Source organism: Burkholderia sp. BCC1988 (genome assembly GCF_905339895.1).
In the GTDB taxonomy this organism is placed as follows: domain Bacteria; phylum Pseudomonadota; class Gammaproteobacteria; order Burkholderiales; family Burkholderiaceae; genus Burkholderia.
Map to the genome: position 1 here is coordinate 66713 of NZ_CAJPHA010000025.1, position 21708 is coordinate 88420.

A 21708-nucleotide genomic window follows, 5' to 3' on the forward strand; every position below is an offset into this window, starting at 1 on the left:
GGGGCTTCTCGTGCAAGCAGCGGCGCGTGCGGCTTACTTCACGCGCATGCCGGGCTTCGCGCCGCTGTGCGGCTCGAGGATGTAGAGGCCCGGCTCGGCCTTCTCGTCGGCCGCCGACGCGGCGAGCACCATCCCTTCGGACAGCCCGAACTTCATCTTGCGCGGCGCGAGGTTCGCGACCATCACCGTCAGCTTGCCGACGAGCTGCTCGGGCTGGTACGCGGACTTGATGCCCGAGAACACGTTGCGGGTCTTTTCCTCGCCGACGTCGAGCGTGAGCTGCAGCAGCTTGTCGGAACCCTCGACGGCCTGGCACGCGACGATCTTCGCGATGCGCAGGTCGATCTTCGCGAAATCGTCGATCGAGATCGGACCGTCGTCGGCGCCGTTCGCCGCAGCCGCCTTCGCGTTCGCCTTGGCGTTTTTCGCGTCCTTCGCGGTGTTGGCGGCGGTTGCCCCCGCGGCAGCGGCGCCGGCGGCCTCGGCCTGCAGCGAATCGCGGTTCGCGGCGAGCAGCGCGTCGATCTGCTTCGGATCGACCCGCGTCATCAGGTGCTGGTACGCCTTGATCGGCTGCGCGGACGACAGCGGCTTCGCAGCGTCGGCCCACGTGAGCGGCGCGATCCCGAAGAAGGCCTCGACGGCTTCGGCCACGCGCGGCATCACCGGCTTCAGCGCGAGCGACAGCAGGCGGAACGCCTCGAGGCTCACGCTGCAGGTTTCGTGCAGCGCGACCGCGTTGGCCGGATCCTTCGCGAGTTCCCACGGCTTCGCGCCGTCGACGTACGCGTTCACTTCGTCCGCGAGCTCCATCGTCTGGCGCAGCGCGCGGCTGTATTCGCGCGCTTCATAGTGCGCGGCGATCGCCGGAATCGCATCGCGCAGCGTCGCGACGAGCGGATGGTTCATCGCGCTGTCCTGCACGCGGCCGTCGAAACGCTTGAGCAGGAAGCCGGCCGCGCGGCTCGCGATGTTCACGTACTTGCCGACTAGGTCGCTGTTCACGCGCGCCTGGAAATCGTCGAGGTTCAGGTCGATGTCTTCCATCGTCGCGTTCAGCTTCGCGGCGAAGTAGTAGCGCAGCCATTCCGGATTCAGGCCCGTGTCGATGTAGCTCTGCGCGGTGATGAACGTGCCGCGCGACTTCGACATCTTCGCGCCGTCGACCGTCAGGAAGCCGTGCGCGAACACGTTGGTCGGCGTGCGATGGCCCGAGAACTCGAGCATCGCCGGCCAGAACAGCGTGTGGAAATACAGGATGTCCTTGCCGATGAAGTGGTACTGCTCGGCCTTCGTGCCCGGGCGGATCCACGCATCGAAGTCGATGCCGTTGCGGTCGCACAGGTTCTTGAAGCTCGCGTAGTAGCCGACCGGCGCGTCGAGCCACACGTAGAAGTACTTGCCGGGCGCGCCCGGGATCTCGAAGCCGAAGTACGGCGCGTCGCGCGAGATGTCCCAGTCGGCGAGCTTGGCCTCGCCGGCGTCGCCGAGCCATTCGCGCATCTTGTTGGTGGCTTCGGGCTGCGCGAGGCCGCTGACCCATTCGCGCAGGAACGACTCGCAGCGCGGGTCCGACAGGCGGAAGAAGTAGTGCGTCGAGGTCTTGCGCACCGGCGTCGCACCGGACACGACCGAGTACGGGTTCAGCAGTTCGGTCGGCAGGTAGGTCGAACCGCACACTTCGCAGTTGTCGCCGTACTGGTCCTTCGCGTGGCACTTCGGGCATTCGCCCTTGATGAAGCGGTCCGGCAGGAACATTTCCTTGACCGGGTCGTACGCCTGCTCGATCTCGCGCTCGGCGATCAGGTCGTTTTCCTTCAGCGCGAGGTAGATCTTCTCGCTCAGCACGCGGTTCTCGTCCGAGTCGGTCGAGTAGAAGTTGTCGAACGACACGCCGAAGCTGTCGAAGTCGCGCTTGTGCTCGGTCCACACGCGCTCGATCAGCTGCTTCGGCGTCAGGCCTTCCTTCTCCGCGCGCAGCATGACCGGCGTGCCGTGCGTGTCGTCGGCGCCGATGTAGTAGACCTCGTGACCGTGCATTCGCAGCGTCCGCACCCAGATGTCGGTCTGGATGTACTCGACCAGGTGGCCGATGTGGATCTGGCCGTTGGCATAGGGCAGTGCGGACGTAACGAGGATCTGGCGGCTGCCTTGCGGCGCCGCAGCCTGCACGGAAGTGAGGTCGGATGCGGACATAGGGTCTGTAGAAGAACGGCGGAAACGACGGAAACTGCGATTCTATCAGGGGCGCGGGCAGGTCAGCCGGCGCGGGCGCCGTGGATCGGGCGCCGGAAGGGGCGGGGCCGCGGCGGCGGCGTGCCAGGCGGTGCGATGCTGCGATGCAGCAGGCGAATTCCGGGCAAAAAAACCGGGGCGAATTCGGCCCCGGAGCAACAACGACAAGAGGAGAATGGTGACGCGCCGGCAGCGCCAGCCGCGTACCGTAAAGACAGACCGCGGGTCGCGACAGAAGTTCGAAATTTTTTTCGATTTGTTACGGAGCCCGCTGAAAGCCTTGTGCGGCGGGGCCGCGCGCCCGGCGCGCGACCCCGTTTCCTCTCGCGACGATGCTTACTGCTGGGCTGCGCGCAGGTAGATCTCGACGCGGCGGTTTTGTGCGCGGCCGGCTTCGGTCGCGTTGTCCGCGATCGGGTTCGACGGGCCCATGCCCTGTGCCGCCAGGCGGCCGCCGGCGACGCCACGCTGCACCAGCGCGTTGACGACGCTCTGCGCACGGTTCTGCGACAGCGTCTGGTTCAACTGCTGCGAACCCGTGCTGTCCGTGTAGCCGACGACCGATGCCGTCACTTGCGGGTTCTGGTTCAGCGTCGTCGCCAGGTCGTTCAGCAGCGGCGTGAAGGCCGGCGTGATCGCGTACTGGTTGGTCGCGAACGTCACCGAGCTCGGCACGTTCAGCTTCAGCGAGCCGTCCGGCTGCTCGGTCACCTGCGTGCCCGTCTTGGCTGCCGACGGCGCGAGCTTGTTCTTGATCGCCTGCCAGTTGTAACCCGTCACGCCGCCGACCAGTGCGCCGACGCCCGCGCCGATCGCCGCGCCCTTGCCGCCGCCGGCCAGCGCGCCGATGCCTGCGCCGAGCGCTGCGCCCGTGCCGGTCCCGACGGCCGTGTTGTTGCCTTGCTGCGTGGCGCAGCCTGCCAGCAGTGCGCCGGCCAAGGCGAAGACGGACAGGCGAGTCGCGATTTTCATGTTCATCTTGAATTCCTCTCTTGGTTGAACGAGTCGACAACGACGACAAACAACAGTTACGGCTCCCGGCACGGACGCCCGAAAAAGGTGGGCAGGCCCGTGCCCGCGGCAGCCGCCGAGGCGGCTGCATGCCCTGTTCGCCAGCGTGGCTGTTCCGGACAGGGTGATGCGTCAGCCTCTACAATATAGGCGGTTCGTGGCCGATTTGGCCCCATAGCATGCCGCACGCGAAGATTGCTCCGCCGCGCGCGTTCGCGCAATGGCGTGCAACAGATTCTTTCACTTTTCCCGATTTTCGCAGCGTTATTTGATATTTCTTGACGTTTGCGCGAGAGAAAAACGTTTTCACGGAGTTTCGATGAGCATTGACCGGGCACAAGTCGACGCCGCATTGGCGGCTGTCGTCGACCCCAATACGGGCCGTCCTTACGCGGCGAACAAGGGCGTGCGCAACGTCGCGATCGACGGCGACGCCGTGGCGGTCGACGTGGTGCTCGGCTATCCCGCGCGCAGCCAGCACGACGACGTGCGCGCGCGCATCGCCGCTGCGCTGAAGGCCGTGCCGGGCGTGCGCGACGCACGCGTCGCCGTGTCGCAGGAGATCGTCGCGCACACGGTGCAGCGCGGCGTGAAGCTGCTGCCGAACGTGAAGAACATCGTCGCGGTCGCGTCGGGCAAGGGCGGCGTCGGCAAGAGCACGACGGCCGTCAACCTCGCGCTCGCGCTCGCCGCGGAAGGCGCGTCGGTCGGCATTCTCGACGCCGACATCTACGGTCCGTCGCTGCCGACCATGCTCGGCATTCACGGCCAGCGGCCCGAGTCGCCCGACAACCAGTCGATGAACCCGCTGGTCGGCCACGGGCTGCAGGCGAACTCGATCGGCTTCCTGATCGAGGAAGACAACCCGATGGTGTGGCGCGGCCCGATGGCGACGTCGGCGCTCGAGCAGCTGCTGCGACAGACCAACTGGCGCGAGCTCGACTACCTGATCGTCGACATGCCGCCGGGCACGGGCGACATCCAGCTCACGCTCGCGCAGCGCGTGCCGGTGACCGGCGCCGTGATCGTCACGACCCCGCAGGACATCGCGCTGCTCGACGCGAAGAAGGGCCTGAAGATGTTCGAGAAGGTCGGGATTCCGATCCTCGGTATCGTCGAGAACATGAGCATCCACGTGTGCTCGAACTGCGGCCACGAAGAGCACATCTTCGGCGCGGGCGGTGCCGAGCGGATGGCGCAGGACTACGGCGTGACCGTGCTCGGCAGCCTGCCGCTCGACATCGCGATCCGCGAGCGCGCCGACAGCGGCACGCCGACGGTCGCGGCCGAACCGGACGGCGCGCTGGCGCGGCGCTATCGCGACATCGCGCGCGGGGTCGCGCTGGCGATCGCCGAGCGCGCACGCGACATGACGTCGAAGTTCCCGTCGATCGTTGTTCAAAATACGTAAAACCCTTGCGGGGCGGGGCCTCACGCTGTTTACGGCGCCGCGAGGCGCGGTATCATGGCGACTTTTCCCGGGTCCCTTTACCCGCCCGGCATGGCCGCCGTGTCGAACGGCCGCCAGCCGGCATGAGGATCGAATGAACCAACGACATCACGGCGTGCGCGCCGGCCGCGCGCGGCGCGCGCTGCTGGCCGCCGCCGCGCTGGGCCTGCTGGCCGGCTGTACCTCTTTTTCCTCGTCGCACGAAAAGCGTGCCGATGCGCAGTTGCAGCCGACCGTCGGCTCGCAGGCGCGCGGCGCGGTGACGTTCGTCGAACGCCCGGACGGCGTCCAGGTCACGTACAACCTGGCCGGCCTGCCGCCGAACAGCGATCACGCGCTGCAGGTGCACGAGCGCGGCGACTGCAACGCGGGCGACGGCTCGAGCGCCGGCCAGGTGTTCGCGCCGGCCGCCGACCGGCTGCGCGCGGGCGCGCGCGTCGCCGGCGATCTCGGCAACATCCATGCGGATGCGAACGGCGTCGCCGCCGGTTTCATCGTCGCGCCCGATCTGGCCCTCGATGGCGTGCGCTCCGCGCTGAACCGCGCGGCGCTGGTGCACCGCGAGCCGAGCGATCCGGCGTTTCCGCAGCATGGCGCGGGGCCCGCGCTCGCCTGTGGCGTGATCCGTTGACGGCCGCTGCGTACGCGAGCCGATGATCGCGTAAAATGTGCGCCTTTCCGGGTCGCCGCGTCGCGAGCGACCCTTCCTGACTGTCACGCAGCGTTTCCTGGCGCCCCGATATGAAACGACCCCAACGCTCACTTCGTTCGCTGTCCCCCGAGGGGACGGCCAGACTTCTTGGGACGGCCCGGCGGAGGCTGGCATGAGCATCAAGTCCGACAAGTGGATTCGGCGCATGGCCGAAGAACACAAGATGATCGAGCCGTTCGTGCCCGATCAGGTCCGCGCGTCCGAGGACGGCCGCCGGATCGTCAGCTACGGCACGTCGAGCTACGGCTACGACATCCGCTGCGCGGACGAATTCAAGATCTTCACGAACATCAACTCGACGATCGTCGATCCGAAGAACTTCGACGAGGGTTCGTTTGTCGATTTCAAGGGCGACGTGTGCATCATCCCGCCGAACTCGTTCGCGCTGGCCCGCACCGTCGAATATTTCCGCATCCCGCGCACCGTGCTCACCGTCTGCCTCGGCAAGTCGACCTACGCGCGCTGCGGGATCATCGTCAACGTGACGCCGTTCGAACCCGAGTGGGAAGGCTACGTCACGCTGGAATTCTCGAATACCACGCCGCTGCCAGCGAAGATCTACGCGAACGAAGGTGTCGCGCAGGTGCTGTTCTTCGAAAGCGACGAAGTGTGCGACGTGTCGTACGCCGATCGCGGCGGCAAGTATCAGGGTCAGCGCGGTGTCACGCTGCCGAAAACCTGATCTGGTTGCATAACGTCTCACCAGTTTCCGGGTGACCGCTGCGCGTGACGCGCCGCGGTCGTTCTTTTTGGAGAATCGCCCATGAAGTTTCGTTTCCCCGTCGTCATCATCGACGAAGATTTCCGCTCCGAGAACATCTCGGGCTCCGGCATCCGGGCGTTGGCCGAAGCGATCGAGAAGGAGGGCGTCGAAGTCCTCGGCCTCACGAGCTACGGCGATCTGACGTCGTTCGCGCAGCAATCGAGCCGCGCGTCGTGCTTCATCCTGTCGATCGACGACGACGAACTCATGCTCGGCGAAACGGGCCCGGACGGCGAACTGCCCGAGCTCGCGACCGCGATCATCGAGCTGCGCGCGTTCGTCACCGAAGTGCGCCGCCGCAACGCGGACATCCCGATCTTCCTGTACGGCGAGACGCGCACGTCGCGGCATCTGCCGAACGACATCCTGCGCGAACTGCACGGCTTCATCCACATGTTCGAGGACACGCCGGAGTTCGTCGCGCGCCACATCATCCGCGAGGCGAAGGTCTATCTCGACTCGCTCGCGCCGCCGTTCTTCAAGGAACTGGTGAAGTACGCGGACGAAGGCTCGTACTCGTGGCACTGCCCGGGCCACTCGGGCGGCGTCGCGTTCCTGAAGAACCCGCTCGGCCAGATGTTCCACCAGTTCTTCGGCGAGAACATGCTGCGCGCCGACGTCTGCAACGCGGTCGACGAACTCGGCCAGCTGCTCGATCACACGGGCCCGGTCGCGGCGTCCGAGCGCAATGCGGCGCGCATCTTCAGCGCGGACCACCTGTTCTTCGTGACCAACGGCACGTCGACGTCGAACAAGATCGTCTGGCACGCGACGGTCGCACCCGGCGACATCGTGCTGGTCGACCGCAACTGCCACAAGTCGATCCTGCACGCGATCACGATGACGGGCGCGATCCCCGTGTTCCTCACGCCGACGCGCAACCACTTCGGCATCATCGGGCCGATCCCGCGCGACGAATTCAAGCCGGAGAACATCCGCCGGAAGATCGAGGCGAACCCGTTCGCGCGCGAGGCGATGCGCCAGAACCCGGACATGAAGCCGCGCATCCTGACGATCACGCAGAGCACGTACGACGGTGTCGTCTACAACGTCGAGATGATCAAGGACCTGCTCGGCGACCTGCTCGACACGCTGCACTTCGACGAAGCGTGGCTGCCGCACGCGACGTTCCACGACTTCTACCGCGACATGCACGCGATCGGCGACGGCCGCCCGCGCACGGGCGCGCTCGTGTTCGCGACGCACTCGACGCACAAGCTGCTCGCCGGCATCTCGCAGGCGTCGCAGATCGTCGTGCAGGATTCGGAGAACCGCACGTTCGACAAGCATCGCTTCAACGAGGCGTACCTGATGCACACGTCGACGAGCCCGCAGTACGCGATCATCGCGTCGTGCGACGTCGCGGCCGCGATGATGGAGCCGCCGGGCGGCACCGCGCTCGTCGAGGAATCGATCGCCGAGGCGATCGACTTCCGCCGCGCGATGCGCAAGGTCGACGCCGAATACGGCGACGACTGGTTCTTCAGCGTGTGGGGTCCCGACGACCTGTCGGAAGAAGGCATCGGCTCGCGCGACGACTGGATGCTGAAGCCGAACGACCACTGGCACGGCTTCGGCCCGCTGGCGGAAGGCTTCAACATGCTCGACCCGATCAAGGCGACGATCATCACGCCGGGGCTCGACGTCGACGGCGAGTTCGGCGAGACGGGCATTCCGGCCGCGATCGTCACGAAGTACCTGGCCGAGCACGGCATCATCGTCGAGAAGACGGGCCTGTACTCGTTCTTCATCATGTTCACGATCGGCATCACGAAGGGCCGCTGGAACTCGATGGTGACCGAGCTGCAGCAGTTCAAGGACGACTACGACAACAACCAGCCGCTGTGGCGCGTGCTGCCGGAATTCGTCGCGCAGCATCCGCGCTACGAGCGCGTCGGCCTGCGCGACCTGTGCACGCAGATCCACGACGTGTACCGTGCGAACGACATCGCGCGCCTGACGACGGAGATGTACCTGTCGGACATGGAGCCGGCGATGAAGCCGTCGGACGCGTTCGCGAAGCTCGCGCACCGCAAGATCGACCGCGTGCCGCTCGACGAGCTCGAAGGCCGCGTGACGAGCATCCTGCTCACGCCGTACCCGCCGGGCATTCCGCTCCTGATCCCGGGCGAGCGCTTCAACAAGACGATCGTGAACTACCTGCGGTTCGCGCGCGACTTCAACGAACGCTTCCCGGGCTTCCACACCGACATCCACGGCCTCGTCGCGGAAGAGGTGAACGGGCGCGTCGAGTACTTCGTCGACTGCGTGCGCGACTGATGGGGACGCAGGGACGAATCCGGACGATGCGCGCGGCGCTGGCCGCGCTCGTCGCCTGGGCGAGCTGGTCGGCAGGGCCGGCGGGGCTGAACGTCGCGCACGCGGAAGTGGCGGCGGCCGACCCGATCGACGTCGCGATGCGGCAGTGTCTCGCGCGGCGCGACCGGTCGTCGACGGCCGGCCAGATCCAGTGCATGGGCGAAGCGCAGCAGCAGTGGCAGACGGTGATGGACGGCGCGTACCAGCGCCTGTCGAACGACGCGCCGGCCGACGCGAAGCGCGGCTGGCAGGACAGCCAGCGCCGCTGGGTCACGTGGCGCAAGGATGAAATTCATCTGCTGAAGGCCGTGTACGACACGACGCGCGGTACGTCGTACGCGATGTCGAGCGCCGACATGCAGCTGCAGCCGGTGCGCGATCGCGCGTTGGCGCTGCGCGCGGCGGCCGACCGTTATGCACCGCCGCCTGCCGCCGTGCCGGTGGCGGCTACGAGCGGTGCGCAGGGCGGCACCCGCGGCGGTGCGGTCGCGGCGCCAAGCGCCGCCGCGGCAGCCGGCGGCAAGCCGGCGAACGCGCCGCGCGATCCGGCGATCCGCCGCGTGCGGCCGTGCGTGCAGGATGCCGCATGCGAGCACGCGCTGTTCGACTTGAATCGCTATTACCAGAAGCTGCGTCGCAAGATGCCCGCGCATTCGGCCGCGACGCTCGTGCGCGCGCAACGCGCGTGGGAGGCGTTCCGCGATTCGACTGCGCCGCTCGTCGGCGAGGACGGCCGCGTCGACCTGATCGGCGCGCGCATCGCGACGATGAAGCGTCTGTCGGAGACGGCCGGCAACGACTGAGGATCGCCGCGATGCCGGTCATCCGGCGCGGCAACGCAAAACGGGCACCCGCGGGTGCCCGTTTGCATGTGGCGCGCCGCGTGGCGCTTACGCGGGCTGCTGCGTGTCCAGACGGCCGAACCACGACGGCACGAGCGCAACCGCATCGTCGAGCGACGCGAGCACGTGCAGGCTCAGCGCGACGATCTCGGGCGTCGGCGCCTTCAGGTCGGGCACGGTGACGACCGATGCACCGGCGCCGGCGGCCGATTGCGCGCCGAAGTCGCTGTCCTCGAACGCGACGCACGCGTGCGCCGGCACGCCGAGGCGTTCGGCCGCGAGCCGGTACACGGCCGGGTCGGGCTTGCCGCGCGCGACTTCGTCGCCACCCGCGATCGCGCGGAAGAACGGCAGTATGCCGACCGCGTCGAGCCGCGCACGGATCACGTCGCGCGCGGACGACGATGCGACCGCGCACGGAATGCCGGCCTGCGCGAGCGTCTCGAGCAACGCCAGCGCGCCGGACTTCAGCGGAAACTTCGGATGGGGTTCGGGCGCGGCGAGTTGCTCGCGCACGCGGATGCGCACGGCGTCGAACGTGTCGGCGTGGCCGATCAGCCGCGCGAGAATCACCTGGCCTTCGGCGAACGAGCGGCCGACGATCTGCAGGTAGTCGATCTCGGTCAGCACGACGCCGTGCGCGTTCGACACGTCGATCCACGTGTTCATGATGGTCCGCTCGGAATCGACGAGCAGGCCGTCCATGTCGAAGAGCGCGGCGGAGAAGGTCATCGGCGGTGTCCGGAAAGCGGGAAAACGGAACAGCGGGGAAGGCGTCGGGCGGCGCGACGGCCGCCCGAATGAAGAACGGACGCCGAAGGCGCCCGTCCGCGACGGCAGGCTTACTTGCCGAGCGCGGCGCGCGCGGCCTTGACCGCCGCACGCACCTGATCGGGTGCGGTGCCGCCCGGGTGGTTGCGGCTCGCGACCGACCCTTCGAGCGTCAGGTAGCCGAACACGTCGTCGCCGATCAGGTGCGCGACGTTCGGCAGTTCCTGCTTCATTTCGTCGAGCGTCAGGTCGGCGAGATCGATCCCGCGGTCGTCGCAGATCTTCACCGCGTGCGCGACGGCTTCGTGCGCATCGCGGAACGGCAGGCCGCGCTTCACCAGGTAGTCGGCGAGGTCGGTGGCGGTCGAGAAACCCTGCAGCGCGGCCGCGCGCATCGCGTCCGGCTTCACGGTGATGCCCGCGACCATCTCGGCGAAGATCCGCAGCGTGTCGGCGACGGTGTCGACCGTGTCGAACAGCGGTTCCTTGTCTTCCTGGTTGTCCTTGTTGTACGCGAGCGGCTGGCCCTTCATCAGCGTGAGGAGCGCCATCAGGTGGCCGTTCACGCGGCCCGTCTTGCCGCGCGCGAGCTCGGGCACGTCCGGGTTCTTCTTCTGCGGCATGATCGAGCTGCCGGTGCAGAAGCGGTCGGCGATGTCGATGAAGCCGACGCGCGGGCTCATCCACAGCACGAGTTCCTCGGAGAAGCGCGACACGTGCGTCATCACGAGCGCGGATGCCGCCGTGAATTCGATCGCGAAATCGCGATCCGACACCGCGTCGAGCGAGTTCGCGCAGATGCCGTCGAAGCCGAGCGTCTTCGCGACCGCGTGACGGTCGATCGGATAGCTGGTGCCGGCGAGCGCGGCCGCGCCGAGCGGCAGGCGGTTCACGCGGGTGCGGCAGTCGCGCATGCGCTCGGCGTCGCGCGTGAACATCTCGACGTACGCGAGCAGGTGGTGGCCGAACGTGACCGGCTGCGCGACCTGCAGGTGCGTGAAGCCCGGCATGATCGTGTCCGCGTTCTGCTCCGCGAGGTCGATCAGCGCGCCGCGCAGGTCGTTCAGGAGGCCGCCGATGCGGTCGATCTCGCCGCGCAGCCACAGGCGGATGTCGGTCGCGACCTGGTCGTTGCGCGAGCGGCCCGTGTGCAGGCGCTTGCCGGCGTCGCCGATCAGCGCGGTCAGGCGCGCCTCGATGTTCAGGTGGACGTCCTCGAGATCCAGCTGCCATTCGAATTCGCCGCGCTCGATCTCGCCCTTGATCTGCGTCATCCCGCGTTCGATCGCGGCGAGGTCGTCGGCGCTGATGATCTTCTGCGCCGCGAGCATGCTCGCGTGTGCGAGCGAGCCGGCGATGTCGACGAGCGCGAGGCGCTTGTCGAAAAACACCGACGACGTGTAGCGCTTGACCAGCTCCGACATCGGTTCCGAGAAGCGGGCCGACCAGGCCTCGCCCTTTTTGTGCAGTTGGGACGTCATGGCGATTCTTCGAAGGGGAGTTGGGCGGCGTGCGCCGCCGAGGGAATCCCGCAATTCTAGCATTCGCGGGGCGGGCGGCCGACGCGTGCGCCGGCCGCGAACCGGCGCGGCTCACGGGGGGCTGCACGTCAGCGGTCCGATCCGCGGCAGCGTGCCGTCGTCCGGGCGCCGATACGCGAATGCGACGGCGCAGCCGCGGCCGTCGCCGGAGATTTCGAGGTGATTGTTCGCGACGAGGCCGTCGACGAAGGTCAGGCCGTCATAGCCGACGATCGTGCGCTGGCCGCTTTCGACGTGGCGAACCTCGAGCCCGGGCGGCAGCGGCGTGCCGTCCGGCGCGCGCAGCGCGATCGACGCGGCGCTGTAGCGGGTCACTGCGAAGTGCGCGAGCACGCCGGAGCGCGCCTGCGGCACGACGTCGAGCGTCGTGTCGGCGATCCGTGCGTCGGCGGGCAGCGCGGTGCCGTCGATCGCGACGCGATTGCTCTGATAGGCATTCAGGTCGGGCACGAGCAGGTAGCCGGCCCGGTCCGTCTCGCCGATCAGCCGGTTCTGGTGCAGCACGGGGACGCGCCCGGTGTCGGTCGAGACGAGCGCGAAACCGTCGTCGACGCGGCGCGCCGTCATCAGCCGGCCGTCCATCAGCACGAGCGCGCCCGTGACGTCGACCGACGCGTTGCCGCGCCCGTCGAACGATTGCGCGAGCAGCGCGACCTGGCCGGCGCGGCCGAGATACTGCAGTTGCCCCTGCGCGTAGCGGACGCCCGCGTTGGCGCCCGCCTGCACGTTCCAGCCGACGCCGCCGCCGTAGTCGGGAGGCCGTGTCGCGTTCAGCGTGTAGGTGGAGTCGCCGTTCTGCCGTCCGGCGTTCGCCGAGACCGACGTGTTGCCGCCGAGCCCGACGCTCAGGCTCACGAAGAAGCCGCGTGCGTCGTGCTGCCGGAAGTCCTGGAAGCCGCTGAACGTGATCGACGTCAGCCCGCCGAGATTGACCAGGTATGCGATCGAGCCGATGCGCGACGCGGCGACGCCCGGATACTTGAGGGCGAGATAGCTGAACGACAGGGTCTGCGCGCGCAGGAACGGGAACGAGATCGTGACGCGGTCGGTGGCGCGCGAGACCGGCACGCCTTCGCGGCTGCCGAGGTCGCTGTAGTCGCCGAAGGCGCGCAGCGTCTGCGCATCGATCGAGAAGCGCGGCGTCACGTACTGGTAGCCGACGCCGGCCTGCACGCCCGCGCGGCCCGGGGCGCTGACCGCGAGCGACGCATTCGCCACGCCGCGTTCGCCGAGGCGCGCGAGCGCGCCGGCACCTGCGTTGTAGACGCCGGCCGTCGCTTCCGCATGCGCCTCGACGGTCAGCCGCTCGCTGATGCCGTAGCGCAGCGAGCCGCTCGCCGCCGGTGTGCGCGCATAGTCGAACGAATCGTCGCCATAGGCGCGGCGCAGGAACCCGGCTTCCGCCGAATAGCTGGCGAGGCCGGGCGCGAGCAGGCGCGTATCGACGTACAGCGGAATGGACGTCGCGATCGAGCGGCCGAGCGCGTCGCGCGTGACGACCGTCGCGTTGCCTGCGCCGGTGATCCCGGGCACGCTGTTGATCACGAACGGCCCGCTCGGCACGTCGCCGCTGAACTGGCGCACGTTGTTCACGTACAGGTCGACCGAGGTCGGCACGACCGCGCTGCCGGACAGCGCGGGCACCGGAAACGTGACCAGGTCGGGGCGCAGGCCGAAGTTGCTGCGCCACTGCACGCCGCCGAGGCGCAGCGAGCGTGTCCATGACAACGACGACGAAATCGTGTCGCCGATCTGGGTCGTCGTGAGCGTGCCGGGGTTCGAGTGGCTCCACGACGTGTCGTAGCGCACGTAGCGCCGGCGGTCGTCGTACAGGTACGCGATGCCGGTGCTGCTGAATACGCCGGCCGGATCGAAATAGCGCGCCTCGCTCCAGACCGCGAGCGGCGCATGGGCGACGGTCTGCGCGTAGGCGTCGTAGTTCAGCACGAAGCCGCGGCCGGAAGTGGCGGGCGGCGCGGCCGCGAGCGCGCGCGTATCGAACGTGTGCGGGATGCGCAGCGCGTCGGGCACGCGCAGGTCGAGCGTCTGCCGGCCCGCGTCGTAGTCGTAGCGCAGCCCCGCGAGCGTGTCGAGCGCGACGGGCGTGTTCGACGGCGCGGTCGCCCGGTCGCCGGTCGCGATGCCCAGGTCGTTCAGGTCGGCGGACGCCGCGTACAGCCGGCCGTCGATTTGCTGGAAGCGTGCGATCCGGTGCGTCGGTTCACCGTTGAGCGACACGTCGAGAAACAGTGTGTCCTGAGCAGGCGCGGGCGCGGCTGCCGCTGCCGCCTGCGGCGCCGTCTGTGCGCATCCGGCGCCTGCGTGCACGGCCAGCGCGAGTGCCAGTGAAAACGCCAGCGAAAGCGCAGCAGCGGCGGGCCGGGCATGTCGCGCGGGGCAGGCAGCCCGGAGGGCCGTGCTCGTCGTCGGAACGGGCAACGTCGTGCGATCCTCCGGCGTGGATCAGGGCGATGTCAGCCGGGCCTCGACCGGCTGCGCGTTGACGGTCGCCTGGATCCTGACGAATCCCGCCGCGCCCGCATCCAGCTTGAGCGGCCAGCGTCGCGTGCTGCCCGCGAGCGCGTAGCCGAGCAGGCCGCGCGTGACGTCGTGCACGGTGCCGCGCGCGTCGACGAGCCGAACCGCGGCGATCTGCGCACGGCGTTCGCCGCGGTTGGCGACCGCGAGCCGCGTGCCGGACCCGTCGCGCTCGACGCGCCAGTCGAGGCGCGGCGCTGCCCGGGTGCCTTCGGGCTCGACGAATACGGGCACCGAATAGCGCAGCCGGATCGTGATGCCGTTCTCGACCGGCGTACCGGGCGACGGCAGTTCGTCGATCAATACGCGATAGCTTTCCTCGGCGGCCGGCGCGCCGCGCCCCGTGCGCACGAGCCGGATCAACTGCTCGGCGTTCGCGCCGATCTGCAGCAGCGGCGGCGAGGCGGCGAGCGCATCGGTCGGCGTCATCACGTCGTCGCCGTTTTCCTGCGTCCAGCGATAGGCGCGGACCTGGCCGTAGATCGGCTGTCCGCCCGGATTGCTGAGCGTCATGCTCGCGGCGGCGGCCGACGGCGGCAGCTCGATCGTCACGGGCATGATCTGCAGCGTGGCGGCGGATGCGGCCGCGCACGCCGACGCGACGCACAGCGCGACCAGGGCGCGCGGGAACGATGCCACGGCGCGTCAGAAGTAGACGGTGGCGGTGACGGCGGCCTGATAGGTGTCCGGCTTCGGCGTCGCTTGCGTCGGTACCTGGCCGTACACGTTCAGCAGTTGCGCGGAACCGTTGCCGGTGCCGCCGACCGTGTCGGTGCCTTGCGTGTTGCCCCAGATCGTCGTGTGGCCTGAGTCCTGGTAGAGCTGGTAGCCGACCGTCGTGCCGGTATTGCCGCTCGTCGTCCCGCCCATCAGCCGGCTGGCGACCGTCGAGCCGCTGACCGAGCCGGCGTCGAGTCCGATGTTGTATGGCGTCGAGTTCGAGCAGGTGACGGAGACCGTGGTCTGCTGGTTGAGTGCCGACGTGAGCACGCCGGACGTGCCGAATGCAAGCGGGTTCGCGGAGATCGCGCAGTTGGCCTGGATCGTGAGCGTGACGTTGAACTGGGCGGTGGCGGTGCCGTTCGAATAGACTGCGGCAACGGTGACGGGCTGCAGCGCGGGCGCGAATGCGAAGGTGGCCGCGAGCATGGCTGAAAGAACACGACGTCGGGAATCGTTCATTATGATTGTCTCCTGCCGTTTAATGGGGTCGCCCGGCCGCGGAGTGCCTGCCGCGTGGTCTGTCGCCGGTCGCCGTTACCGCTCTGTCGTTGGTGCAAGACTACTCCACGGACTCGGTCGCGCGCATTGGAGAAAACGCCGATCCGGAGCGCATTGTCCGTGGTTCCTCGCGGAATGCCATCGGCGCTTTTGACATGGATCAAGCAACAATGCGAATGATCGCTGCGCGGACGGATACCATGGGGGCGCTGCCCGGGCTGGAAGCCGGGTCGAACGGGCGGGCAATTTCGGGGGAATGCATGGCGGATCAAGGAGTCGACACGACGCGCCGCTGGATGCGCGCGCTATCGTGCCTGTTGCTGGCCGTGCTGCTCGGCATGCCGTGGCTGCCGGCCCGCGCGGACACGTGTTCGGTGACGCCGCCGGTGCCGAGCTTCGGCTCGGTCAGCCCGATCACGCAGCAGGCCTATACGACCAACAGCACGATGACCGTGAGCTGCACGTGGGACGCGCTGAGCGTGAACACCGGCGTGCTCGTTTGCGTGAACCTCGGCGGCACGAGCCCGCGCTACCTGAGCAACGGGGCGAACCAGATGCAGTACGACCTGTATCAGGACTCGGGTTACGCGCAGCCCTGGGGCGCCGTCAGCACCGGCACGACGCCGATATCCGTCTCGTTGACGAAGCCGCTGCTCGGCACGTCCGCGAGTACGAACGTGACCATCTACGGCCGCATTGCGGCGAACCAGCCCACCGTGCCGACCGTGAACAATGCCAGCACGGTCTATTCGCAGAGTTTCAGCGGCAACCAGGCCGCTTATAGCTACAGTTTTTCGCTGCTCGGCGTCGTGTCGCCGACGCCGTGCGCGTCGCAATCGACGGCCGGCACGATGACCGTTACGGTCACGGCCACCGTCATCAACAACTGCATCATCAGCGCGACCGGCGTTGCGTTTCCGGCGTCGGGCGTGCTGGCGTCGGCGCTGACCGCGAGCGGCTCGATCAGTGCGCGGTGCACGAACGGCGATGCATTCCAGATCGCGTTGAACGGCGGCGCCAGCGGCAGTGTCGCCGCTCGCACGATGCAGCGCACGGGCGGCGGCTCGATCGCCTATCAGCTCTATCAGGACAGCGGCCACACGCAGCCGTGGGGCGACGGCACCGGCGGCACGACGATGGCGACCGGAACCGGCAGCGGATTCGCGCAGGCGATCGCGATATACGGCCGCGTACCTGCACAGGCGACACCGGCACCCGGCAACTACAGCGACACCATCACCGCGACGATCAGCTTCTGAGCCGCGTCAATCGCGCACGAGCACGACCAGCTTCAGGTCCTCGCGGTGCGCGGGTTTCAGCGTGATCTGCTGGTACACGAGGCGGCCGTCGGCCGGATGGTCGAATTCGCGCAGGCCGCCTTCGCGCTCGAACACGTCCTGCGACGCCCAGTACTGCGCGAAGGCATCGCTGCCGGCCATCAGCGCGTCGATCAGCGCGCGGGTCGGCGCATCGGCGAGGTGGCGGATCGAGTCGGCGCGGAATTCGGCCGCGAGCCGGCGCGCGCGGGTTTCCCAGTCGACGATCAGCGTGCGCGCGGCCGGCGCCATGAACGTGAAGCGCAGCAGGTTGCGGTCGTGCTCGTCGTCGAGCCAGCCCGTGAACAGCGCGGCGGCCGGCGCGTTCCATGCGAGCGCGTTCCATTGCCGGTCGAGCACGTACGCCGGCGTGGCGATTGCGGCGACGGTGGCGGCGAGCGTCGGCGGCAAGTCGCCGGCCGCGACGTCGGGCTCGGCCGGATCGCGCTGTGCGGCCAGTTCGAACAGGTACGCGCGTTCGGCCTTCGACAATTGCAGCGCGACGGCGATCCGCGCGAGCGCATCGGCCGATGCCGACACCGGGCGGCCCTGCTCGATCCACGTGTACCAGGTCGGGCTGACGCCGCACAGCTGCGCGACTTCCTCGCGCCGCAGCCCCGGCGTGCGGCGGCGCGGGCCGGGCGGCAGGCCGACGGCCTGCGGCGACAGCCGCTCGCGGTGTGCGCGGATGAATTCGCCGAGCGCGCGGGCGGGCGTCGCATCGAGGGGCGGGGTGGGGGCGGACGACGGCTGGTTCATGCGGAAACGGCTGAAAAGGGGCGCTGAGTGCGCGGCAAGGATCAGGCAGGTGTAACAAATACCAGAATAACTGCTTAACTTGTACTGGTACAAGCGCGGCCCTATTGTAGCGATTCGCGCGCTGACAGGCAGCGAGCACCCCACCCAAGGAAGGAGCGAACGATGAAACACCACGACCAGGTCGCCGACGCATTCGGCACGACGGCCGCCGCCTACCTGACGAGCACGGTCCACGCGACGGGTGCCGATCTGCAGGCGCTGGCCGACGCCGTGCGCGCGACGCCCGAAGCCGCGGTGCTCGATCTCGGCTGCGGCGCCGGCCACGCGAGCTTCGCGGTTGCCCCGCACGTGCGCGACGTGGTCGCGTACGATCTCGCCGCGCCGATGCTCGCGACCGTCGATGCCGCCGCGCGCACGCGCGGGCTCGCGAACATTCGCACGCAGCAGGGCCCCGCCGAGCAACTGCCGTTCGACGCGGGCACCTTCGACTGGGTGGTCAGCCGGATGAGCGCGCACCACTGGCACGACGTGCGCGCGGCGCTTGCCGAGGTGCGCCGCGTGCTGAAGCCCGGCGGCCGCGTGCTGATGATCGACATCGCGGGCAACGACCATCCGCTGCTCGACACGTATCTGCAGGCCGCGGAAGTGCTGCGCGATGCGTCGCACGTGCGCGACTACCGTGCCGACGAATGGCTCGCGATGTTCCGCGACGCCGGGTTCGACGCGCACGTGCAGAGCCGCTGGCGCCTGCCGATCGATTTCGCTACGTGGGTCGAGCGGATTCGCACGCCGGCCGACAGCGTCGCGGGCATTCGTGCGCTGTGGGCGCATGCGCCCGACGAGGTGCGCGGCTACTACGCGGTGCAGCCGGACGGCTCGTTCGAGCACGACGCGTTGCTGATCGACGCGCAATGAGCGCGACGGACGGCACGGCGGCCGGTGCCGTCGCGCCGTTCGATGAAAAAAGCCGCGATACGCGGTCGCGTATCGCGGCTTTCGATTTGCGGCTTTCGTTTCGCGATGACGGCGCGGCGCGGGGCAGGCCCGCACCGCGCTCGGATCAGCCCGTGTTGCGCAGGCCGGCCGCGATCCCGTTGATGGTCAGGTGAATCCCGCGGCGCAGCCGCGCGTTCGAGTCGCCCGCGCGGTGACGCTTGATCAGCTCGACCTGCAGGTGGTTCAGCGGATCGAGATACGGGAAGCGGTTCTTGATCGAGCGCGCGAGCAGCGGGTTGGTCGCGAGGCGGCCTTCGTGCCCGGTGATTTCCGCGAGCGCCTGCGACGTGCGCTCCCATTCCGCGACGATCCGCTCGAACACGTGCTTGCGCAGCTTGCGGTCGGCGACCAGCTGCGCGTAGCGCGACGCGACCGCGAGATCGGTCTTCGCGAGCACCATGTCCATGTTCGACAGCAGGTTCGCGAAGAACGGCCAGGTCTTGTTCATCTTCCTGAGCAGCGCGACGCGCTTCGTGCGCTCGGCCGCGTCCTGCGCGCCGTCGAGATACGCGCTCACCGCGCTGCCGAAGCCGTACCAGCCCGTCAGCAGCAGCCGGCACTGGCCCCACGAGAAGCCCCACGGGATCGCGCGGAGATCCTCGATCCTGCGGTTCTTCGGATCCTGCAGCTTGCGCGAGGCCGGGCGGCTGCCGATGTTCAGCTCGGCGATCTCGGTGATCGGCGTCGACGAGAAGAAGTAGTCGGTGAAGCCGGGCGTTTCATAGACGAGCGCGCGATACGACGCCATCGCGGCGTCGGACAGCGTCTGCATCGCGGCTTCGAACGCGGGCAGTTGCGCGGGCGCGTTCGATTGCGGCAGCAGCGACGCCTCGAGCGTCGCGGCGACCACCGTCTCGAGGTTGCGCCGGCCGATCTCGGGATTCGCGAACTTGCTCGCGATCACCTCGCCCTGTTCGGTCAGGCGGATCTGGCCGTTCACGGTGCCCGGCGGCTGCGACAGGATCGCCTGGTAGGTCGGGCCGCCCCCGCGGCCGACCGTGCCGCCGCGGCCGTGGAACAGGCGCAGCGTGATCTTGCGTTCGCGGAACAGGTCGACGAGCGCGAGTTCCGCGCGATACAGCTCCCAGTTCGACGTGAGGAAGCCGCCGTCCTTGTTGCTGTCCGAGTAGCCGAGCATCACTTCCTGTTCGGCGCCCTGGTGCGCGATCAGCGCGTCGATGCCCGGCAGTGCGAAGTATTCGCGCATGATGCGCGCGGCGTCGCGCAGGTCGGGAATCGTCTCGAACAGCGGAATCACCATCAGGCCGTTCTTCGCATGGTGGCCGAGCGTGCCTTCGAGCAGGCCCGTTTCCTTCTGCAGCAGCAGCACCTCGACGAGGTCGCTGACGGTTTCCGTGTGCGAGATGATGTAGTTGCGCACCGCACGCGCGCCGAACTGCGCGCGGACCTCGCGGGCTTTCTCGAACACGCCGAGCTCGCTCTGCGCGAGCGCCGAGTATTCGAGGTACTGCGAGCGCAGCGGGCGGGGATCGGCAAGCGCGGCCAGCAGCACGCGCAGCTTGTCTTCCTCGGCGAGCGCCGCGTAGTCGGCTTCGACGCCGGCGCGCGCGAACAGCTCGGCGACCACGGCTTCGTGGATGTCGGAGCTCTGGCGCAGGTCGATGCTCGCGAGATGGAAGCCGAACACTTCGGCCGCGCGCACGAGCGGCGTAAGGCGCGGTGCGGCGAGCGACGCGCCGTGATGCTCGTCGAGCGAGGCGGTCAGCACCTTCAGGTCGGCGACGAAGGCCTCGGAATCGGCGTACGGCACCGCGCGCACCGGCGGCGCGCCGCGGCCGGCGCTGCGTACCGGCACCGTGCCTTCGCCGAGCCGCACGCGCGCGCTTGCGGCGAGCCGCGTGTAGATGCCGATCAGCGCACGGCGATACGGTTCGTCGACGCGATGCGGCGACTGGTCGGGCGACGCGGCCGCGAGCGCCTTCACCGCGTCGTTCGCGCCGACCAGCAGGTTCGATACCGACAGCTCGGCGCCGAGCTTGTGCACCTGTTCCAGATAGTGTTCGAGGATCACCGCGGATTGGCGGTTGATCGCTTCTTCGAGGGTCGGGGCGGTCACGTTCGGGTTGCCGTCGCGATCGCCGCCGATCCAGCTGCCCATCTGGAAGAACGCCGGTACACGCGCGGACAGGCCGTGCTCGGCGAGCGCGGCCTCGATGTCGCCGTACAGCGCGGGCAATTCGTCGAGGAACGTCGCGCGGTAGTACGACAGCGCGTTCTCGATCTCGTCGCCGACCGTCAGGCGCGCGTCGCGCAGCATGCGGGTCTGCCACAGCGCGGTCACGCGCGCGCGCAGCATCGATTCGTTGTACTGGCGCTCGCGCGCGGTCAGCTCCTGGTCGCGCTCGGCGAGCAGGCGCGCGATGTCGTGCTGCGCGTCGAGGATGCTCTTGCGCTGCACTTCGGTCGGGTGCGCGGTCAGCACCGGCACGATCAGCGCATCGTCGAAGAAGCGCTGCAGCAGGCGCTTCGACGCGTTGCCGGTCGTCTTCAGCTGCTCGAGCGCGTATGCGACGGTGCCGGGCTGCGGCGCGGAGCCGGCCAGCGCGTGGATGCGGCGGCGGCGGTTGTGGTGGCGGTCTTCCGCGATGTTCGCGAGGTGCGAGAAATAGCTGAACGCGCGCACGACGCTCACCGTCTGCTCAGGCGTCAGCTTGCGCAGCTTCTTCTCCAGCGTTTGCGCGGCCTCGCTGTCGTCCTCGCGGCGAAACTTCACCGCCGTCTGGCGAATGGTCTCGACGACGTCGAACACGGTGTCGCCTTCCTGTTCACGCACCACGTCGCCGAGCAGGCGGCCGAGGTAGCGGATGTCCTCGAACAGCGGACCGTCCTTGTCCTCGCGCGTGCGGGCGCCGGGCTTCGCCGCGCCGGCCTTGCGGGCGGCCGGGGCGGCGGATTTGATCGCGCGTTTTGTCTGACGTATCGGGTCTTTCGGTTTCGTTGCCGTTTTCGCACGGCCGTTCGCGGCGGTGGCGATGGTGCCCGTCGGGGCATCGGAGGAGGGCAGGGCAGCATTGCGGCGCGCCGTACGCGCCGATCCGGAAGACTTCACGATGGGTTTCCTTGGGAAAGCTCGAGTCAAAAGGGACTGCGGGGACTGCGGAAACTACGGGAACTGCGGTCAAGCAACCAGCTACGTGCGGCACATCCGCGCATCGGTGTCGCCGCCTGCGCCGAAGCGCGGCGGGCGCAGGCTCCGGGCCCGGGCGGGCCGGG

Annotated in this window: 16 protein-coding genes; 7 read left to right on the forward strand and 9 right to left on the reverse strand. The window is 68.6% G+C overall.

Annotation, left to right across the window (positions count from 1 at the left end):
* Nucleotides 1-33 precede the first annotated feature (33 nt).
* Both metG and U4012_RS29670 read right to left on the reverse strand, forming a co-directional pair.
* Entirely contained in the window at nt 34-2196 is a 2163-nt protein-coding gene (metG, locus tag U4012_RS29665; protein WP_321802867.1) for a methionine--tRNA ligase, read from the reverse strand.
* 375 nt (nt 2197-2571) lie between these two features.
* A complete protein-coding gene (locus U4012_RS29670) occupies nt 2572-3213 on the reverse strand; it encodes an OmpA family protein (protein ID WP_044847722.1) in 642 nt (213 codons plus the stop codon).
* A gap of 352 nt (nt 3214-3565) precedes the next feature.
* Between U4012_RS29670 and apbC the strand changes: the two genes are divergently transcribed.
* From apbC to U4012_RS29695, 5 genes are all read left to right on the forward strand, one after another.
* Nucleotides 3566-4657: an iron-sulfur cluster carrier protein ApbC gene (gene apbC / locus U4012_RS29675; RefSeq protein WP_044847723.1), complete on the forward strand. Its 1092-nt coding sequence runs from the start codon at nt 3566-3568 to the stop codon at nt 4655-4657.
* Between the two features lie 133 nt (nt 4658-4790).
* Nucleotides 4791-5327 carry a superoxide dismutase [Cu-Zn] gene (gene sodC / locus U4012_RS29680; protein WP_321802870.1) on the forward strand — a complete coding sequence of 179 codons (537 nt, stop codon included), beginning with the start codon at nt 4791-4793 and terminating at the stop codon, nt 5325-5327.
* A 193-nt stretch (nt 5328-5520) separates the two neighbouring features.
* Complete coding sequence (gene dcd / locus U4012_RS29685) at nt 5521-6090, forward strand: dCTP deaminase (protein WP_006398615.1); 570 nt, start codon at nt 5521-5523, stop codon at nt 6088-6090.
* An 81-nt stretch (nt 6091-6171) separates the two neighbouring features.
* Nucleotides 6172-8451, forward strand: coding sequence for an arginine/lysine/ornithine decarboxylase (locus U4012_RS29690; protein WP_044847725.1), 2280 nt, complete (start codon nt 6172-6174; stop codon nt 8449-8451).
* Complete coding sequence (locus U4012_RS29695; protein WP_321802873.1) at nt 8451-9293, forward strand: lysozyme inhibitor LprI family protein; 843 nt, start codon at nt 8451-8453, stop codon at nt 9291-9293. The genes U4012_RS29690 and U4012_RS29695 overlap by 1 nt, the downstream gene beginning before the upstream one ends.
* 87 nt (nt 9294-9380) lie before the next feature.
* Here the strand turns inward: U4012_RS29695 and U4012_RS29700 are convergent, their stop codons facing one another.
* From U4012_RS29700 to U4012_RS29720, 5 genes are all read right to left on the reverse strand, one after another.
* A complete protein-coding gene (locus U4012_RS29700; protein WP_321802875.1) occupies nt 9381-10064 on the reverse strand; it encodes an HAD family phosphatase in 684 nt (227 codons plus the stop codon).
* A gap of 110 nt (nt 10065-10174) precedes the next feature.
* Nucleotides 10175-11584, reverse strand: coding sequence for an argininosuccinate lyase (gene argH / locus U4012_RS29705; protein ID WP_044847728.1), 1410 nt, complete (start codon nt 11582-11584; stop codon nt 10175-10177).
* A gap of 111 nt (nt 11585-11695) precedes the next feature.
* The gene (locus U4012_RS29710; RefSeq protein ID WP_321802878.1) at nt 11696-14083 is read right to left on the reverse strand and encodes a fimbria/pilus outer membrane usher protein; all 2388 of its coding nucleotides are present in this window, start codon (nt 14081-14083) and stop codon (nt 11696-11698) included.
* 24 nt (nt 14084-14107) lie between these two features.
* Nucleotides 14108-14821: a molecular chaperone gene (locus U4012_RS29715; RefSeq protein WP_124894215.1), complete on the reverse strand. Its 714-nt coding sequence runs from the start codon at nt 14819-14821 to the stop codon at nt 14108-14110.
* A gap of 6 nt (nt 14822-14827) precedes the next feature.
* Nucleotides 14828-15364 carry a spore coat U domain-containing protein gene (locus U4012_RS29720; RefSeq protein WP_321802881.1) on the reverse strand — a complete coding sequence of 179 codons (537 nt, stop codon included), beginning with the start codon at nt 15362-15364 and terminating at the stop codon, nt 14828-14830.
* A gap of 299 nt (nt 15365-15663) precedes the next feature.
* On the opposite strand from U4012_RS29720, the gene U4012_RS29725 reads away from it, so the two are divergent.
* A complete protein-coding gene (locus U4012_RS29725; RefSeq protein ID WP_321802883.1) occupies nt 15664-16662 on the forward strand; it encodes a spore coat U domain-containing protein in 999 nt (332 codons plus the stop codon).
* A gap of 6 nt (nt 16663-16668) precedes the next feature.
* Here U4012_RS29725 and U4012_RS29730 read toward each other — a convergent pair whose 3' ends face one another.
* The gene (locus U4012_RS29730; protein WP_044847729.1) at nt 16669-17478 is read right to left on the reverse strand and encodes a helix-turn-helix transcriptional regulator; all 810 of its coding nucleotides are present in this window, start codon (nt 17476-17478) and stop codon (nt 16669-16671) included.
* A 162-nt stretch (nt 17479-17640) separates the two neighbouring features.
* On the opposite strand from U4012_RS29730, the gene U4012_RS29735 reads away from it, so the two are divergent.
* Complete coding sequence (locus U4012_RS29735; RefSeq protein WP_321802886.1) at nt 17641-18393, forward strand: class I SAM-dependent methyltransferase; 753 nt, start codon at nt 17641-17643, stop codon at nt 18391-18393.
* A 145-nt stretch (nt 18394-18538) separates the two neighbouring features.
* Here the strand turns inward: U4012_RS29735 and ppc are convergent, their stop codons facing one another.
* Entirely contained in the window at nt 18539-21544 is a 3006-nt protein-coding gene (ppc, locus tag U4012_RS29740; protein ID WP_124571278.1) for a phosphoenolpyruvate carboxylase, read from the reverse strand.
* Between the last annotated feature and the right edge of the window lie 164 nt (nt 21545-21708).

Coding starts and splice junctions, on each gene's coding strand:
- U4012_RS29735 (WP_321802886.1), top strand. CDS start 17,641: ATGAAACACCACGACCAGGTCGCCGACGCATTCGGCACGACGGCCGCC.
- U4012_RS29700 (WP_321802875.1), bottom strand. CDS start 10,064: ATGACCTTCTCCGCCGCGCTCTTCGACATGGACGGCCTGCTCGTCGAT.
- U4012_RS29730 (WP_044847729.1), bottom strand. CDS start 17,478: ATGAACCAGCCGTCGTCCGCCCCCACCCCGCCCCTCGATGCGACGCCC.
- U4012_RS29690 (WP_044847725.1), top strand. CDS start 6,172: ATGAAGTTTCGTTTCCCCGTCGTCATCATCGACGAAGATTTCCGCTCC.
- argH (WP_044847728.1), bottom strand. CDS start 11,584: ATGACGTCCCAACTGCACAAAAAGGGCGAGGCCTGGTCGGCCCGCTTC.
- apbC (WP_044847723.1), top strand. CDS start 3,566: ATGAGCATTGACCGGGCACAAGTCGACGCCGCATTGGCGGCTGTCGTC.
- U4012_RS29695 (WP_321802873.1), top strand. CDS start 8,451: ATGGGGACGCAGGGACGAATCCGGACGATGCGCGCGGCGCTGGCCGCG.
- metG (WP_321802867.1), bottom strand. CDS start 2,196: ATGTCCGCATCCGACCTCACTTCCGTGCAGGCTGCGGCGCCGCAAGGC.
- U4012_RS29670 (WP_044847722.1), bottom strand. CDS start 3,213: ATGAACATGAAAATCGCGACTCGCCTGTCCGTCTTCGCCTTGGCCGGC.
- dcd (WP_006398615.1), top strand. CDS start 5,521: ATGAGCATCAAGTCCGACAAGTGGATTCGGCGCATGGCCGAAGAACAC.
- U4012_RS29725 (WP_321802883.1), top strand. CDS start 15,664: ATGGCGGATCAAGGAGTCGACACGACGCGCCGCTGGATGCGCGCGCTA.
- U4012_RS29720 (WP_321802881.1), bottom strand. CDS start 15,364: ATGAACGATTCCCGACGTCGTGTTCTTTCAGCCATGCTCGCGGCCACC.
- sodC (WP_321802870.1), top strand. CDS start 4,791: ATGAACCAACGACATCACGGCGTGCGCGCCGGCCGCGCGCGGCGCGCG.